Genomic DNA, 15487 nt, shown 5'->3' with positions numbered 1-15487 from the left:
AATTGTCAGCGGTCATTGTTTTGTGTATTTTCTGGGGGTTGGAGGCGCTGGATATGGCAAGAAACATTGTGCAATTCCAGAAGGGTATGAGCGAAGATGCGTTTGAGGCGCAATTCGGCACCGAGGAGAAATGCTGGGCACACCTCGTGCAATGGCGTTGGCCCGAAGGATTCGTTTGTCCAATTTGCGGCAGGGATAAGTACTCGCTGCTTATTGTTGGCAGGCGACGGCTCTTTCAGTGCTCACATTGCCGTACGCAGACTTCGGTGACCGCTGGCACAATCTTCGCTTCCACCAAAGTTCCCCTCAAGAAGTGGTTCCGCGCCATTTATCACCTCACTCAAAGCAAGGGCGGCATCTCCAGTGTCGAATTAGCCCGCAGACTTGGTGTCACGCAAACGACGGCCTGGAAAATGTCTCACAAGCTGATGCAGGTCATGCTCGAACGTGAACACCAGCAACGTCTCACCGGCCGCGTAGAGATGGACGATGCTTACCTTGGCGGTAAACGACGTGGTGGGAAACGTGGACGTGGTGCCCCAGGAAAAATTCCGTTTATTGCGGCAGTTGAAACGACAAAAAGTGGACAACCACACAAGATGAAGCTGTGCCGAGTCAAAGGTTTTCGGCGTAATGAGGTGCAGCGGGCATCTCAGAAAATCTTGCGTTCCGGGACATTGGTGGTGACGGACCGGTTGCCATGTTTTTCCGAGGTCCAGGCTGCGGGCTGTCGGCACGAACCCGTTCAAGACAGTGGCCGCAAGGCTGTGCAGGACTCAGTATTTAAGTGGGTCAACACCATGCTTGGCAATGTGAAGTCAGCATTATTGGGAACATATCGTGCCGTGAGAGGCAAACATGTGTCGCGCTATCTGGCCTCGTTCGGATATCGATTCAATCGCCGTTATGACTTGGCGACAATGCTCACGCGGTTGGCCTGGGTCTCCTTGCGGACGCCGCCCATGCCTTACAGACTGCTCAAACTGGCTGAGGATTGTGCGTAACCAGGAAAACTTTTAACGGTGACAGGCCATAGTTACAGCAAACCCCCTTTATAAAATTTAGGAAAGGGAGAGCGCGAGAGGGGAGAACCCTTTTTAAAGGGTTTCCCCTCTCGCACTGTCTTTCCCAAAGGAATGCCCATTCATGCGGGAGAGCTGGATCGATCGTCTTTTGGAGATGGCGTTGCCGGGAGCGCCCGTCATCGTCGACGGCGGGGCCAACAAGGGCAATGTCGTGGCGCGGCTGCTAACGGCGCTGCCCCGGGCGCAGGTGTTGGCCGTGGAGCCCCAGCCGCGTCTGGCGCGCAAGCTGGCCAAGCGTTTCGCCGGCGACGCCCGGGTGACTGTCCGGGCCGTGGCTCTCGGTGAGGCGGCGGATACGCTCACCCTTTCGATCATGAACCGCCCCACTCTGTCCTCGCTTTTGCCGCCCACGGGCATCCGCGACAAATATGCCGATCAGACGCTCACGGTGACGGAAACGGTGGACGTGCCGGTGCTGCGGCTCGACGCCGTGACCGCGACGGCCGACGTCATCAAGCTGGATTTGCAGGGCTACGAATTGCCGACGCTTCGCGGGGCGAGCGGGCTTTTGGCAGGCGTGTCGGTGGTGGTGGCCGAGACGGCGCTTGTGCCGCTTTACGACGGGCAGGCGCTTTTGCCCGAACTCGAGGCGTTCCTGGCGGAGTACGGGTTCGTCTGCGATGGGCTCTACGATTTCGCGCGGGGCCCGGAGGGGCGGATCGTCTCCGGGGATGCGTTTTTCGTCAAACGGCGGGCGTCGTCAGCAAGGCGGCCGTGCGCCGCGCCCCGTCCAGATTGACGGCGGCCCGAGGCGGCCGGGGCGCGTCCAGGGCGGCGACGATCCGCTCGGCCAGACGGACCGGGGCGAGGTCCTCCGGCCCTACCAGGCCCAAAAGCCCCATTTCCTCCAGGCGGCCGGCCCGAAGGCGCTGCTCGCGGTTCTGGTCGAAGGGGTAGACCAGCCCCCAGGCGCCGGCGGCCAGAAGCGCCATGACCGTGTTGTACCCGGCCAGACTCACCGAAAGATCGGCGCTCCCCAGGAGCCCGGCAAAATTGTCGGTAAAGCGCGCCACCCTGGCGTCCGGCAGCTCCGCCGCCGCGTCCATAAGCGCCAGATAGGCGTCGTGCGGGCAATACGGACCGGTAAAGACCCGGACCGCCAGCGCCGTGAGACGCGGCCGCGTGCGGCAGGCGGCCAGGGTCGCGGCCAGAAGCTCGGAGCCGACCTTGCCGCCCCCGGCGCTTGCGACCAGAAGCTCCCGCCCCTTTTCCACGCCAAACGCCCGGCGCACGGCGGTCCCGTCGACAGCCACCTGCGGCGCGGGAGCCACGTAGCCGGTGTAGGCCACGGGCACGGGGATATCCACGGCCCGGGAAAACGTGGCCGACAGCGGAAAAAGCGCCGGGTCGCCATGGACGCACACCGCATCGAAAAAGCGCTCCAACCGGTCCAGGACCCGGGCCTCGTAGCCGGCCTGGTCCTTTTTCTCGACCAAAATGTCGCGCACGCCGCAAACGACCCGGCAGGGGCCGTACGCGCCGGCACGGATGGCGGCCAGGGCGGGCACGAGCTCGAATTCGAAGGCCTTGCGGCCAAAAGGATAGAGTTCGACGAAAAAGACTTCCGGGGCAAAGGCGGCCAGGGCCTCGCGCAACATGGCGGCCCGGGTTTTCTTGGCCGCTTCCAGGGCTTCCCCCTCCAGGGACAGCGCGGAAAAGGCCGCGTCCATGGACAGCGCCGGCAGCCGGACGAGCGTCACGTCACCGGGCAGGCCGACCGGGGCGTCGGGGCCGCCGAGAATGAGCAGTCGCTTATGCCCGGCCAGGGCGGCGACGATTTCCAGGGTGCGCATGAGATGGCCCATGCCAAGCACATGCTGGCAATAGAAGGCGATTTTCACGCAGCGTCCGGCGCGGGAGCCTCCTCGGGGAGGACGACGTCCAGGGCATCGATGGACAGCACGCCGTCCTGGCACACCACCCGCTGCAACAGGGACAGGTCGAAAGCCGGTGGTTCGCCCGGGACGAAGAGACGACCGAGGAGATGGTAGAGTATGGCCTTGATGACGCCCTGGTGGGTGACGACCAGGACCGCGCGCCCGGCATTGGCCCGGGCGGCGTCGATCAGGGCGTGCTCGGCGCGCTGGCGCACGTCGCTTCGCGACTCGCCGCCGGGCGGGCGGAAATCCCAGCCCGCCGCCTCGGCCGCGCGGATATCGGCCTCGGGGATGTCGCGCCAGTATTTGCCCATCCACTCGCCGAAATGCTGTTCGCGCAGCCTGCGTTCCACACTCACCGGCAGGCGCAGGTGCAGGTTGAAAATGCCGGCCGTGGATTTGGCCCGACCCAGATCGCTGACCAGGATACGGGACAGGCCGAGGCCGGTGAGGCGCGACGCCAGGGCTTCGGCGGCGGCATGCCCTTCCGGGTGCAATTCGCTGTCCCATTGTCCCTGGATGCGCTTGTCCCGGTTCCACAGCGTCTCGGCGTGGCGCAAAAGATAAAAGACGGTACGTGCCATGGAAAACGGTCCCTCCGTGAGGCCTTGCGGCCGGTATGCCTCAAACTCCGCCAAAACGCACCCGGGTCTATCGCGGGAGCCCCCGCAGAAAATCGTCCAGCCCGGTCACCACCGCCTGGCAGGCTTCGACCAGGCCCGGCGCCAGGGAGGCGAACTTGTCGGCATCGCCGGCGGCGGCGACAAGTTCCGCCTCGGCGGCCAGAGCGCGCATGGCCGCCGCCCCGAACATGGCCGCATTGCCCTTGAGCGTGTGGGCCACCCGCTCGCACACCGCCATGTCCCCGGCGCGTTGGGCCGCGTCCATGGCCGCAAGCTGCTCCGGCACCGAAGCCACGAACGCCCGCCCCACCCGCGTCAACAGCCCCGTCTTGTTGTGGTATTGGCGCAACAGCCCTTGCGTATCGAGGAGTCGTTTTTCACAGGCCGCATCCCGGCGCGCCCCGGACGGCAGGCGGCCGCGACGGACCAGCACGCCGCGCACGACCGCGAAAAAGGCTTCCACGTCAATGGGCTTGATGATGTAGTCGTCGAGACCGGCCGCCAGGAAACGCTCCCGTTCCTGATCCATGGCATAGGCCGACAACCCGATGACCGGCAGATTCGGATCAATGGGCGGACGTCCGGCCCGGATGGCCCGGGTGGCGGTGAGCCCGTCCATGACCGGCATCTGGATGTCCATGAGCACCACGTCGACCGGATGCCCGGCCAGATAGTCCAGGGCGGCCTGGCCGTTTTCGGCCATGGAGACGGTATGGCCCCTATTTTCCAGGAGGTCCGAGGCGAACACCCGGTTGACCCGGTTGTCCTCGACCAAAAGGATGGAAAGCGGCGGCAAGTCGTCGGGCCGGGAACCGGGACGCGCGTCCGCGACGGGCACCGATTCGGCGCCGGCCGCATCGAAGGGACATTCCAGCCGGAACGTGCTGCCCTGGCCGGGGGTGCTTTCGAGCGATATCGTCCCGCCCATGAGCCCGGCCAGCCGGCGGCAGATGGCCAGCCCCAGCCCGGTGCCGGCCTGCCGCTTGGTCAGGCCGCCGTCGATCTGGGTGAAGCTGTCGAAGATCGTTTCCTGCTGCTCGTAGGGAATGCCAATTCCGGTGTCGGCCACGGTGAAGCGCAGCCACAGCCGGCCGCCCTCCCCGCCGGAAGCGGAGCACGGCGCGTCGGCAATGGCGACGCCAAGCCGTACGCCCCCCTTGTCGGTGTACTTGACGGCGTTGTTGACCAGATTGCGCAGCACCTGGCGCAGCCGCAACCCGTCGCCGCGTACGGCCCCGGGCACGTTTTCCGCGATGTCGAGGGCAAGGTCGAGCCCCTTGGCCTTGGCCAGGACCTCCTGCTCCTTGAACACGCCCTCCAGGCCGCGCACCAGATCGAAGGGCGCGGCTTTGAGCTCCATGCGGCCGGCCTCGATCTTGGAATAGTCGAGGATGTCGTTGATGATGGAAAGCAGGGTGCCGGCGGATTCCTCGACCACGTTCAGGCGTTCGCGCTGCCTGGGGTCCAGACGGTCGGCCAGCATGAGCTGGACATAGCCGAGCACGGCATTGAGCGGCGTGCGGATCTCGTGGCTCATGTTGGCCAGAAACGCGCCCTTGGCCTGGCTGGCCCCCTCGGCCCGCTCCAGCGCGTCGGCCAGTTCCGCCTCCAGCCGCTTGCCGGCGGTGACGTCGCGCACGATCTCGACAACCCCCGACACCACGCCGTCGTCATCGAAGAGCGGGTAACAAAAAAGCTCCACCCAGCCCGAAGCGCTGCCCGACTCGATCTTGGGCACGAGGCTTATGGCCAGTTTGCGCGTGGCCAGGGCCCGCAAGGAGGGACAATCGTTGCAGGGCATGCCCCGGCCGTGAAACAGGTCGAAGCACTTGCGCCCGACCATTTCCCCCTGTTCGGCGTAGAGCGTCCGCATGGCCTTGTTGGACGAGATGACGGTCAGGTCGAGCGTGAGCAGGCAGATGCCGTCCTGGATGCCGGAGAGCACCGTATCCAGAAAACGCCGTTCCCGCCGCAACCGGGACTCGGCCTCTTCCCGGGCCTCGATTGCACCGGCCATGCGCTGGCGCAGGCGCAGCGCCTCGGCCTCCAGGGCGTCGCGGACTTGAACGGCCGCCCGCTCGGCCAGTTTGCGCTCGGTGATGTCGATGGACGCGCCGATGATGCCGGCAACCGTGCCTCCGGCATCGTGGAGAAGCCCCTTGTGGACGATCATGTGGCGCGCGCCGGCCGGCGTCGGCAGCACGGCCTCGTAGACCTGCCGCCCTCCCTTGGCCAGCAGTTCCCGGTCGATCGCATGATACGGGCGGGCATCCGCCTCGCCGAGAAAATCGTCGAGGGTGCCGCCGACAAGGCGCTCGCGCGCAATGCCGCTTTGGGTCTCGAAAGCCTGGTTGCACCCCGTGAAGCGCCGGTCGACATCCTTGAAGAATACCGCCAGGGGCAGGGCCTCGAGCATATTGCGGGCCCTGGCGTGCTCGGCGCGTAGTCGCTCCTCGGCCAGCTTGCGCGCCGTGACGTCGCGCCCCACGGCCTGGTATTCGAGGAGCGCTCCCGCCTCGTCGAACATGGCCCGGTAGGTCCAGCGCTGCCAGCGCATGCGGCCGTCCGGACGCAGCACCCGGTGCTCGAAGCCGGTGGTCGGCCGGTCGGGGGAAAGGGCGGCCAGACGCCCGGCCACCATGTCCGCATCCTCCTGCGGCATGGGCGAGCGAAAATTCTCGGCCACGCAGGCCTCGGCCGTCTTGCCCCAGTAGCGGGCAAAGGCCGTGTTGACGAAGAGCAGCCGTCCGGCGGCGTCGATGCGGCAGATCAGTTCGGTGATGTGCTCGACGATGGAGCGGTAGCCGTTTTCGCCGGCCGCGTTTTCCGCCGGCGGCAAGGCGGAAAAATCGGCGCAGGCCCCTTCCAGGCACACCGGACTGCCGAGGCTGTCGCGCAAGGCCCGCACATAGCATTTGATGCGCGCCATGCTGCCGTCATGATGGTAGAAATGCGTTTCGAAAAAGACGGGATCGGCCTGCCCCAGGGCGCGCACGAGCAGCTCCCGGCGCTGGGGGATGTCCAGACGCACGAGGTGCTCGTCGGTGCGGGCCTGTCGCAGGAAATCGGCCACGTCGCGGCAGCCGAAGAGCCGGGCCAGGGTCGTATTGGCGGCCAGGGGACGGCCGGCCGTATCCAGGCGGAAAAGTCCCTGGGCGGCATTATTGTAGAGGTCCCGGTACAGCTCCGCCCGTTCGCGAAGCGCCGCGCCCTCGGCCTCGGACAGGAGTTCGGAGACGATCTGGGCCACGTCGGTCCAGGTCAAAAGGCCGAGCAGATACCCGGCGGCGTCGGTGACGGCCAGCCGGCCCGCACCGGCCCCATCCATGCCCGAAACGGCCTCGGCAAGCGGCAGTTGCGGCGAGATGGCCACAACAGGGGTGCGCATGACCGCCTCCACGCGGCAGCGGCCGATATCGCGCCCGTCGGCCAGAAGCGCCGCGGCGTCGCGGGCCGTAAAAACGCCGCGCGGCCTGTCCGCCTCGACCACCACCACGCCGCCGACGCCGGTGCGGCGCATGCGGGCCAAAACGGCCGGCAACGTCTCACCGAGGGCCGCCGTCACCACCGCCCGGGCCATGGCGCTGGCCACGGTGCGGCCGGCAAGCGTGTCGAGGCCCCCGCACAGCCGGGCCACGTGGAACGGAGCCAAAATGCCGACAGCCCGCCCCTTGGCGTCCACCACCGCCAGCCGACGCGACGGCGCGGCCAGCAAATGGCGCAGGGCGGCCGGCAGAAACTCGGCATCCGAAGAGACGGCAACGGGGTCCATGAGGTCGCGCACAGCCAGATGGGCGGCCGTGTCCGGGGACTGGTTGAGCACCCGGGACAGACCGCGCGTGGTGACCACGCCGAGCGGCCGGCCGCTGTCGAGAATCAGCGCTTCGCCGGCTCCGACGTCGAGCAGCCTCCGGGCGGCCTGACCGGCCGTGGTCCAGAGGCCGAGCGTTACGGGCGTTGCGGGAGGGAGGTCACGCAGCGGCGTTTCACAGAGATTGGCCATGACAGGCTCCGGCCTTGCCGGCGGGCCACCGCGAAGGCCGCAAGGCGTATGCGGAAACAAGGGAAAAACATATAAGAAATACGAGGTATGTATAATACCCTAAACCATAGCATTTCGGCCAGTACCAATTTCAGCCCTCCCCGGCCAGCCGGCGCAGCACCCGGGCCATCACCCCGTAATTGCGGTCGCGGTCATGCTTCTCGCGCACGTAGGCCTCGGCCGCCTCGCCCATCTCCCGGCGGCGCTGCCGGTCCGTGAGCAGATCACGCAGCGCCCGGCAGTAGGCCGCGTCGTCGCCGGGGGGCGTAAGCAATCCCGTGCGGCCGTTCGCCACCACCTCGGGCACGCCGCCGTCGGCCAGGGCCACCACCGGCAGCCCGGCGGCCTGGGCCTCGAGATAGACCATGCCGAGGGACTCCCGAATGCCGGGAAAGGCGAAGATGTCCCCTGCGCCGAAAAGCGCCCCCATGTCCTCCCGGTCGACGCAGCCCAGAAACAAATGGCGGTCGGGCAGCTCGCGCCGGGCCAGGGCCATCAGCATGTCCCGCATGACCCCGTCGCCGGCCACGACCAGGAAAAAAGGCGTCCCCTCCCGGGCCAGTTCGCCCAGGCGCAAAAACAGATAGGTCAGGCTTTCGGTCTTCACGTCGTTGCGAAACATGGCCGCGGTGACGATGACCGGGGCGTCGCCCACGTCCCAATCCTTGCGCAGTTCCCGCCGGGCCTCGGCGTCGAAGGCGAAGGCGTCGGGATGGATGCCGGGGCGCACATAGGCCAGCCTGTTTTTAGGCAGCAGCCGGGCCAGGTTGATGTAATCGAGCCGGCGGTTGGTGACCACCAGCCGGGCGGCCAGAAGGGCCCGGCGATTGAGCTCGTAGCCAAGGCGCGTCCCAAGCCGACGCCGGGTCTTGGTGGAATAGACGCCCTGGAAGACGACGTAGGGAATGCCGAGTTCCCGGGCAACGTAGGGACCGATGACGTCCGGCGACTTGTAGTAGGTGTGGAAGGTGAGCCAGGCCTTGACCCGGGCGAGGCTTGCCGCCTCCAGGGCGGCGCGGCGCGCGGCCAGGGTTCCGAGCCACAACAGCGGTCGCGTGGAAAAGCAGCGGGTGCGAAAGCGGCTCGGGGTCACCACCGTGACGCCGCCCGCTTCCAGGGCGGCGGTCAGTTCGCGGCCGATGGTCCGGTCGCCCGAGGGATCGGGATGATCCAGGGGCTTGAAGGGGGCGTACAGGGCGACGTTCACGCGGCCCCGTCCGGTGCGGCCCCGACCGACGGGACCCTGCCCCCGGCATGACGGGCAAAGATGGCCGCCAGCCGTTCGATGTTGGCCGCGTTGTCGAAATCGCGGGCCACGGCAGCCCTGGCCGCGCAGGTCAGGCGGGCGCGCAGCGCCGCGTCGGTGAGCAGGCGTCGGATATTGGCCGCCAGGGCCGCCGGGTCGTCGGGCGGACAGGCCAGCGCCGTCTCGCCGTCTTTCGCCAGCTCCGGCAGGGCCGAAACGTTGGTGGCCGCAACCGGCAATCCCATGGCCATGGCCTCGACAATGACGTTGGGCACGCCGTCGCGGTCGCCGTTTTCAAGCACGCGGCAGCCCAGGGCAAAGACGTCGGCCTTGCGGTAGAGCGCCAGCACCGCCTCGTGGGACATCGCCCCGCAAAAATGCACCCGATCCGCGATGCCAAGGGCCCGCGCCCGCGCTTGCAGGGCTTCCCGGTCCTCGCCCTCCCCGACCAGGTCGTAGATGAAATCCATTCCCTCCCCGGCCAGACGGCCCAGGGCGTCGAGGACCGTGTCCAGGCCTTTCTTGGCCGTAAGCCTAGCCACGGTCAGGATGCGGTACGGCGGAGCCGGTTCGGGGCGCTCGCCCGCGCCGTCAAAAAGGGACAGGTCGATGCCGTGGTAGACGTCGTAGATCGGCGTGCCGTTTGGCGAGAGCCGGCGCAGGTAGGCGGCGTTGGCCCTGGTGCAGGTGACCACGAAGGCGGCCCGGCCGATTTTTTCGGCCAGCTTGCCCGGCTCCTGGGTCCAGACGTCCTTGGCGTGGCCGGTGAAGCTGACCGGCAGGCCGCTTATGAGCCCGGCATAAACCGCGACCGAGGTGGGCGAATGGGCGAAATGGGCGTGCAGATGGGCGGGTTCGCCCGGCGTCAGCGCCCGGCGGCAGAGAAACCCGGCCTGGAGCAGGTGCTTGACCGTGGCCGAGCGGCGCGTGCGGACCAGATGCCGGACCATGAGGCCAAGGGCGCGCAGGTAGCCGCGCGGCGCGGCCAGGGCGGCCCGGAAATTCTCGTAGAGGAGCTCCCCGAGCGCCGGCCGGATGTATTCCGGTAGATACACCACATCGGCCTTGATGCGGTAGATCGAGGCATGGCGCGCGGCCTCGCGCGGATCGCGCATGGAGACGATGCGCACCTTGAAGCCCTGGGCCTCGAGCAGCAGTATCTCGTTGGAAATAAACGTCTCGGACAGGCGCGGATAGCCCTTGAGCACCATGATAAGCCGCACCGCCTCGCTCCCCCCCGTCATCGCACCACTCCCCCGCGATCAGGCGTCCATCGCCCGCCGCCAACTCATTATGTCCGACAATCGTCCAAAATGGTTACCGTTTTCCCCGATACCCGAAAAAAAGGCGCAACAGCCGCCGCACGACGGGCGAAAAAAGTCTGGCCTCGAGCCCGCGCCCGGCCGCCCGTTTGCTCGTCTCGGCCAGGGTCGGATAGGGATGGACCGCGCCGGAAAGCGTGCCGAGCCCCACTTTTCCGGCCAGCGCCGCCACCCATTCGCTGCAAAGTTCCCCGGCGTCCGGTCCGACGATGCCGACGCCGATGGGCCGCCCCTTCCCCCCGAGCACGATCTTGACCAGCCCGTCCGTTTCGCCCTCGGCCCTGGCCCGGTCGTTGCCGGAAAAGGGCTCGACGATCGTCGTGACCGCAAGGCCGGCCTTTCGCGCCCCGTCCTCGGTGGCGCCGACCACGGCCAGCTCCGGCTCGGCGTACACGCAGCGCGGCAACAGCCGGTAGTCGGCCTTTTTGGGCAGCCGGAACACGGCGTTCGCCACCACCACCCCGCCCTCGTAGCCGGCGGCATGGGTGAAAAGGTATTCCCCCGTGACGTCGCCGGCCCCGAAAATATGCGGCCGGCTGGAGCGCAACCGGGCGTCGAGCACAAGGCCTTTTTTTGTATGGACAACCCCGGCCGCGTCAAGCCCAAGTCCCTCGAGGTTCGGGGCGCGGCCCATGGCCACGAGGATGTCCGTGGCCGGGACGGCCTCGCGCCGCCCGTCCCGCTCGAGGGTCACGGTCTTCGGCGCGCCCGGAGCCACGGACACGACTTTGGCGGAAAGGCGCAGATCCAGGCCCTCGGCGGCCAGGCGGGCCTGGACCACCGCCGCCAGGTCCGCGTCCTCCCGGGTGAGTATCCGGGCGCTTCGCTGCACCAGAGTGACCCTGCTCCCCAGGCGCGAAAACGCCTGGCCCATCTCCACGGCGATCGGCCCGCCGCCGAGGATCACCAGATGCTCCGGCAGGCGCTCCAGCGAAAAAATCTCCCGGTTGGTGAGAAATCCGGCTTCCGCCAGTCCCGGGATATCCGGCACGGCGGCCCGCGATCCGGTGGCGACGAGGATCCGGGCGGCGCTTATGCGCCTGCCGTCGAGCATAAGGACATGGTCGTCGGCAAACGCGGCCTCCCCGAAGCGGACCTCGGCCCCGAGGCCGCGAAAACGCTCCGGCGAATCGTGCTGCTGGATGGCCGCGATCACGGCCTCGATGCGCCGGCGCACCCGGGCGAAATCCACCGACGGCAAGGCGACATCGGGCAGGCCGAATTCCCCGGCCCGGGCCATCATCCGCCGGGCCCTGGCCGTGGCGATGAGCGTCTTGCTCGGCACGCAGCCGAAATGCAGGCAATCGCCGCCAAGCCGACCCTCGCGCTCGACCAAAAGCACCTTGACCCCGAGCCGGGCCGCCCCGGCAGCGACCGTCAGCCCCGCCGCGCCGCCGCCAAGGACCACCAGATCATAGTCGTATCGCGCTGCCATGCCTGCCTCCGCCCGGCCGCCGCTTTTCGCGCGCGCCCCTGTCTTCGCCGCCCGATCCATGCTAGCCTGCCCCTACCAAAAGCCAAAGGCCGGGGCGATGAGCCCGGCAAAGGAAGCCATCATGACGCGAACATACGACCTGCTCGTCCTCGGCGCGGGACCGGCCTGCCACCCGGCGGCGCGTCGCTGCCGGGAAGCCGGCTGGTCCGTGGCCGCCATCGAAGCCGGACCGCTCGGCGGGGTCTGCCCGCATACCGGCTGCAACCCCAAAAAGGTGCTCATGGCCGCCGTGGAGGCCGTCACCGCCGCCCGCCACCTGGCCGGCAAGGGGCTTTCCGGCGAGCCCGCCGTCGACTGGAAGGCGCTCATGGCCTTCAAACGCGGCTTCGTCAGCCCCGTCGACGCCAGGATCGAAGCGTCCTACGCCAAGGCCGGCATCGACATCATCCGGGGACGCGGCGTCTTTACCGGCAAGAACACCATAGCAGTGGACGCAACGGAATACACGGGCAAAAAAATTCTCATCGCCGTGGGCGCGCGGCCCCGGCGCTTCGACTTCCCCGGCAACGAACGGCTCGACACCAGCGACACGTTCCTCGACTGCGACGCCCTGCCCGAACGCCTGGTCTTTATCGGCGGCGGCTTCATCGCCTTCGAACTAGCCCACATCGCCAAAATATGCGGTGCGAAAGAAGTCGCCATCCTCACCCACGGCGACGCCTTCCTGCGCAACTTCGACCAGGACGCCGTCAGCCGCCTCGTGGACGCGACCCGCGCCCTGGGCATCGACGCGCGCTTAAACGCCCCGGTCTCCTCCATCACCCAAAGTCCCGAAGGCCTGCACATCGAAATTCCGGGCGCCAGCCTTACCTGCGACATGGCGGTCAACGCCGCCGGCCGCCCCGCCGCCATCGACGACCTCGACCTCGAAGCCGCCGGCGTCACCCACAACAAACGCGGCATCACCGTCAGCCCGTACCTCCAGACCGCCAACCCCGACATCTACGCCGCCGGCGACTGCCTGGACGCGCCCTACGCGCTCACCCCCACCGCCGACCTCGAAAGCAATACCGCCGGGCACAACATGCTCACCGGCAATACCCTGCCCATCGACCGCCGCGGCACCCCGAGCGTGCTCTTCACCCAGCCGCCGCTGGGCATGGCCGGCCTGACCGAAGCCCAGTGCCGGGCCCGCGACATCCCCTACGAGAAAAAGGAATACGACCTGGCCGACGCCTTTCCCTGGAAACGCCTGGGCGAAACCGTCGGCTACTCCAAAGTCCTCACCGCCCCGGACACCGGCCAGATCCTCGGCGCGCACATCCTCGGCCACGACGCCGAGGAAATCATCAACGCCATCGCCCTGGCCATGCGCAGCAACCTGCCGGCCAAGGCCCTGGCCGACGCCATCTGGGCCTATCCCACCTGCGGCTATTATCTGCGCTACATGGTGTAGCGGGGGAAGCTGGGGCGCTGCCCCAGGCCCCGGCAGAGGCTCCGCCTCTGCACTCCGCCGGGGGGCTTGATGCCCCCCGGTCCCCCCTTCCCGGCTCTGGTTGGACGAAGGGCCTGGCAGGCGGCGGAAGAGCGGAGAGTGGAAGATGGAGACGGGCCTTGACGGGCCGTGGGGAGCTGGGGTAGGGATAACCAAACTGATGGAGCAACCCCTGCCATGACTACGATGAATTCCTACATGCTACCCGAGTCCTTCTGGACCAGCGCGGTCGTAGTAGGCGTCGTTATAGCGGCGCCTTAGCGGGGATTCTTTTACAGCAATTCGAAGCTTATCCAGCCCCCGCCGGCGCGCCGGCGGGGGCTTTTTGCGTTTTCCGCCGCGCGTCGTGGGGTCCAATCGGAGGCCAGTGATGATTGAGATGACCGGAGCACGCATCATTGCGGAAAGTCTCGTGCGGCATGGCATCACCGTGGTGTCGGGCATCCCGGGTGGGGCCAATCTGCCGATGTTCGACGCCATTGCCGAAACGCCGGTGCGTATCGTGCTGGCGCGCCACGAACAGGGCGCGGGGTTCATTGCCCAGGGCATGGCCCGGGTTTCGGGCACGACCCAGGTGTGTCTGGCCACGTCGGGGCCGGGCGCGATGAACGTGCTGACCGCCATTGCCGACGCCAAGGCCGATTCCGTGCCGCTGGTGTGCCTCACGGGCCAGGTTTCGCGCGGGCTTATCGGCACGGACGCCTTTCAGGAAGTGGACGTGTACGGCCTGACCATTCCCATCGCCAAGCACAACATGCTGGTGCGCCGGGCGGCCGATCTGCCCCGGCTCATGGCCGACGCCTTCCGCATCGCCGCCTCGGGCCGGCCCGGCCCGGTGGTGATCGACGTGCCCCGGGACGTGCAGACCGAGCTGGTCCGCTTCGACGCCTGGCCCGAGCCCGGTCAGGCCGATGTCCAGGCCATGCCGCACACGGCCGATCTGGCCAAGGCGGCGGCGCTCATGGCGGCGAGCGAACGGCCGGTGCTCTACTGCGGCGGCGGCGCGGCCCGGTGCGGCGCGGGCGAGGCCGTGACCGCGCTGGCCGAGGCGCTGGACGCGCCGGTGGTGACCACGCTGATGGCCCTTGGGCTGCTCCCGGGCGGGCATCCGCGAAACGCCGGCATGATCGGCATGCACGGCCGGCCGGCCTCCAATCACCTGCTTACCGACTGCGACCTGCTTGTGGCCATTGGCGCGCGTTTCGACGACCGGGCCACGGGCGACGCCAAGCGGTTCTGCCCGGACGCGGCCGTGGTGCACATCGACATCGACCCGGCCGAGCACCACAAGAACCGGCGCGCCCATGTGGCCCTGGCCGGGGACGCGGCCAGGGTGCTCGACGCGCTGTTGCCCCTGGTGCCGGTCCGGACGCGGCCGCGCTGGTCGGCGCACCGGGCGGTGCTGCGCGAGCTGCATCCCTTCTCCCTGCCGGCCCTTGGCGATCCCAAAAGCCCCTACGGCGTGCTGGCGGCGGTGGCCGACATCCTTGGCCCCGAGGCCATCGTGACCACCGACGTGGGCCAGAACCAGATGCGCGCGGCCCAGGTCTGGCCGTGTTCGCGGCCGGGACGGTTTCTCACCTCGGGCGGACTCGGCACCATGGGCTTCGGGCTGCCGTCGGCCATCGGCGCGGCCCTGGCCGAACCGGGCACGCCGGTTGTCTGCGTCACCGGCGACGGCGGGCTGCTCATGAACATCCAGGAGATGGCCACGCTGGTGGAGCTGGGGCTGCCGGTCAAAATCCTGCTCATGGACAACGGCGTGCTCGGGCTCGTGCGCCAGCAGCAGGCCTTTTTCGTGGGCGGGCGCTACACGGCCTCGACCTTTGCCGCCCGGCCGAATTTCCCGGCCCTGGCCGCCGGATTCGGCATGGCGAGCCTGGACATGGAGCACTGCCGGGACGGTCGCGGCGCGTTGGCCGCCGCCCTGGCCGCCCCGGGGCCGGCGCTCATCCGCGTCCCGGTCGATCCCGACGCCCACGTCTATCCCATGGTGCCGCCCGGCGCCGCCAACAGCGAAATGATTCTGGAGGAAAGCCATGCCGTCGCCAATTGACGCGAAAAGCCCGGAAAACGGCCGCGCCGTGCTGGAGCTGGCCGCCCACGACCCCATGGCCGCCCTGCGCCATGTGGCCGCCTGTCTGGCCAGACGGGCCTATCCTCTGCTGGCGCTGGCCTGCCTGCCCCGGCCCGACGGAACGACGCGGCTGGTGGTAGCCGTGACCGACGATGGCCGCCTGTCCCGTCTGCTGGCGGAACTGGCCGGATTGCCGGAGATTTGCGCGGCCCGCCTGGGCGATCCCGGCGCGCCGATCCTGTCCGCGCTGGCGGAGGACGCGGCCATGGCCTGAGGGCTTGCGGG

The 15487-nt window shown here is 68.0% G+C and carries 11 protein-coding genes; 5 read left to right on the top strand and 6 right to left on the bottom strand.

The genetic code is table 11. The features are described from left to right. The first annotated feature begins 53 nt into the window (after positions 1 to 53). Complete coding sequence (locus K9F62_11930) at positions 54 to 1004, top strand: IS1595 family transposase (protein UJX39438.1); 951 nt, start codon at positions 54 to 56, stop codon at positions 1002 to 1004. Positions 1005 to 1146: 142 nt separating this feature from the next. Next, positions 1147 to 1824, top strand: coding sequence for an FkbM family methyltransferase (locus K9F62_11925; GenBank protein UJX39437.1), 678 nt, complete (start codon positions 1147 to 1149; stop codon positions 1822 to 1824). On the opposite strand, the gene K9F62_11920 is transcribed toward K9F62_11925, so the two are convergent. The 6 genes from K9F62_11920 to K9F62_11895 all read right to left on the bottom strand — a co-directional run bounded on the left by K9F62_11920 (position 1769) and on the right by K9F62_11895 (position 11630). Further along, positions 1769 to 2926, bottom strand: coding sequence for a glycosyltransferase (locus K9F62_11920; protein ID UJX39436.1), 1158 nt, complete (start codon positions 2924 to 2926; stop codon positions 1769 to 1771). The genes K9F62_11925 and K9F62_11920 overlap by 56 nt on opposite strands. Then, complete coding sequence (locus K9F62_11915) at positions 2923 to 3546, bottom strand: histidine phosphatase family protein (protein UJX39435.1); 624 nt, start codon at positions 3544 to 3546, stop codon at positions 2923 to 2925. Before K9F62_11915 ends, K9F62_11920 begins: the two co-directional genes overlap by 4 nt. A 67-nt stretch (positions 3547 to 3613) precedes the next feature. Then, on the bottom strand, positions 3614 to 7588 hold the full coding sequence (locus K9F62_11910) for a PAS domain-containing protein (GenBank protein ID UJX39434.1): 3975 nt from the start codon (positions 7586 to 7588) through the stop codon (positions 3614 to 3616). A gap of 130 nt (positions 7589 to 7718) precedes the next feature. After that, positions 7719 to 8834: a glycosyltransferase family 4 protein gene (locus tag K9F62_11905; GenBank protein ID UJX39433.1), complete on the bottom strand. Its 1116-nt coding sequence runs from the start codon at positions 8832 to 8834 to the stop codon at positions 7719 to 7721. After that, positions 8831 to 10117: a glycosyltransferase family 4 protein gene (locus K9F62_11900; GenBank protein UJX39432.1), complete on the bottom strand. Its 1287-nt coding sequence runs from the start codon at positions 10115 to 10117 to the stop codon at positions 8831 to 8833. The genes K9F62_11905 and K9F62_11900 overlap by 4 nt, the downstream gene beginning before the upstream one ends. Positions 10118 to 10190: 73 nt before the next feature. Then, entirely contained in the window at positions 10191 to 11630 is a 1440-nt protein-coding gene (locus tag K9F62_11895; GenBank protein ID UJX39431.1) for an FAD-dependent oxidoreductase, read from the bottom strand. A 121-nt stretch (positions 11631 to 11751) separates the two neighbouring features. Between K9F62_11895 and K9F62_11890 the strand changes: the two genes are divergently transcribed. The 3 genes from K9F62_11890 to K9F62_11880 all read left to right on the top strand — a co-directional run bounded on the left by K9F62_11890 (position 11752) and on the right by K9F62_11880 (position 15476). Beyond that, a complete protein-coding gene (locus tag K9F62_11890; protein UJX39430.1) occupies positions 11752 to 13086 on the top strand; it encodes an NAD(P)/FAD-dependent oxidoreductase in 1335 nt (444 codons plus the stop codon). A 409-nt stretch (positions 13087 to 13495) separates the two neighbouring features. Further along, positions 13496 to 15181 (top strand): biosynthetic-type acetolactate synthase large subunit, encoded by a 1686-nt coding sequence (gene ilvB / locus K9F62_11885; GenBank protein ID UJX39429.1) that lies wholly within the window; start codon positions 13496 to 13498, stop codon positions 15179 to 15181. Next, a complete protein-coding gene (locus tag K9F62_11880; protein UJX39428.1) occupies positions 15165 to 15476 on the top strand; it encodes a hypothetical protein in 312 nt (103 codons plus the stop codon). The genes ilvB and K9F62_11880 overlap by 17 nt, the downstream gene beginning before the upstream one ends. Positions 15477 to 15487 lie beyond the last annotated feature (11 nt).

The organism is Desulfovibrio sp. JY, from assembly GCA_021730285.1.
Classification (GTDB): Bacteria; Desulfobacterota; Desulfovibrionia; order Desulfovibrionales; family Desulfovibrionaceae; genus Solidesulfovibrio.
This window is presented reverse-complemented; position numbering and strand designations above follow the sequence as displayed.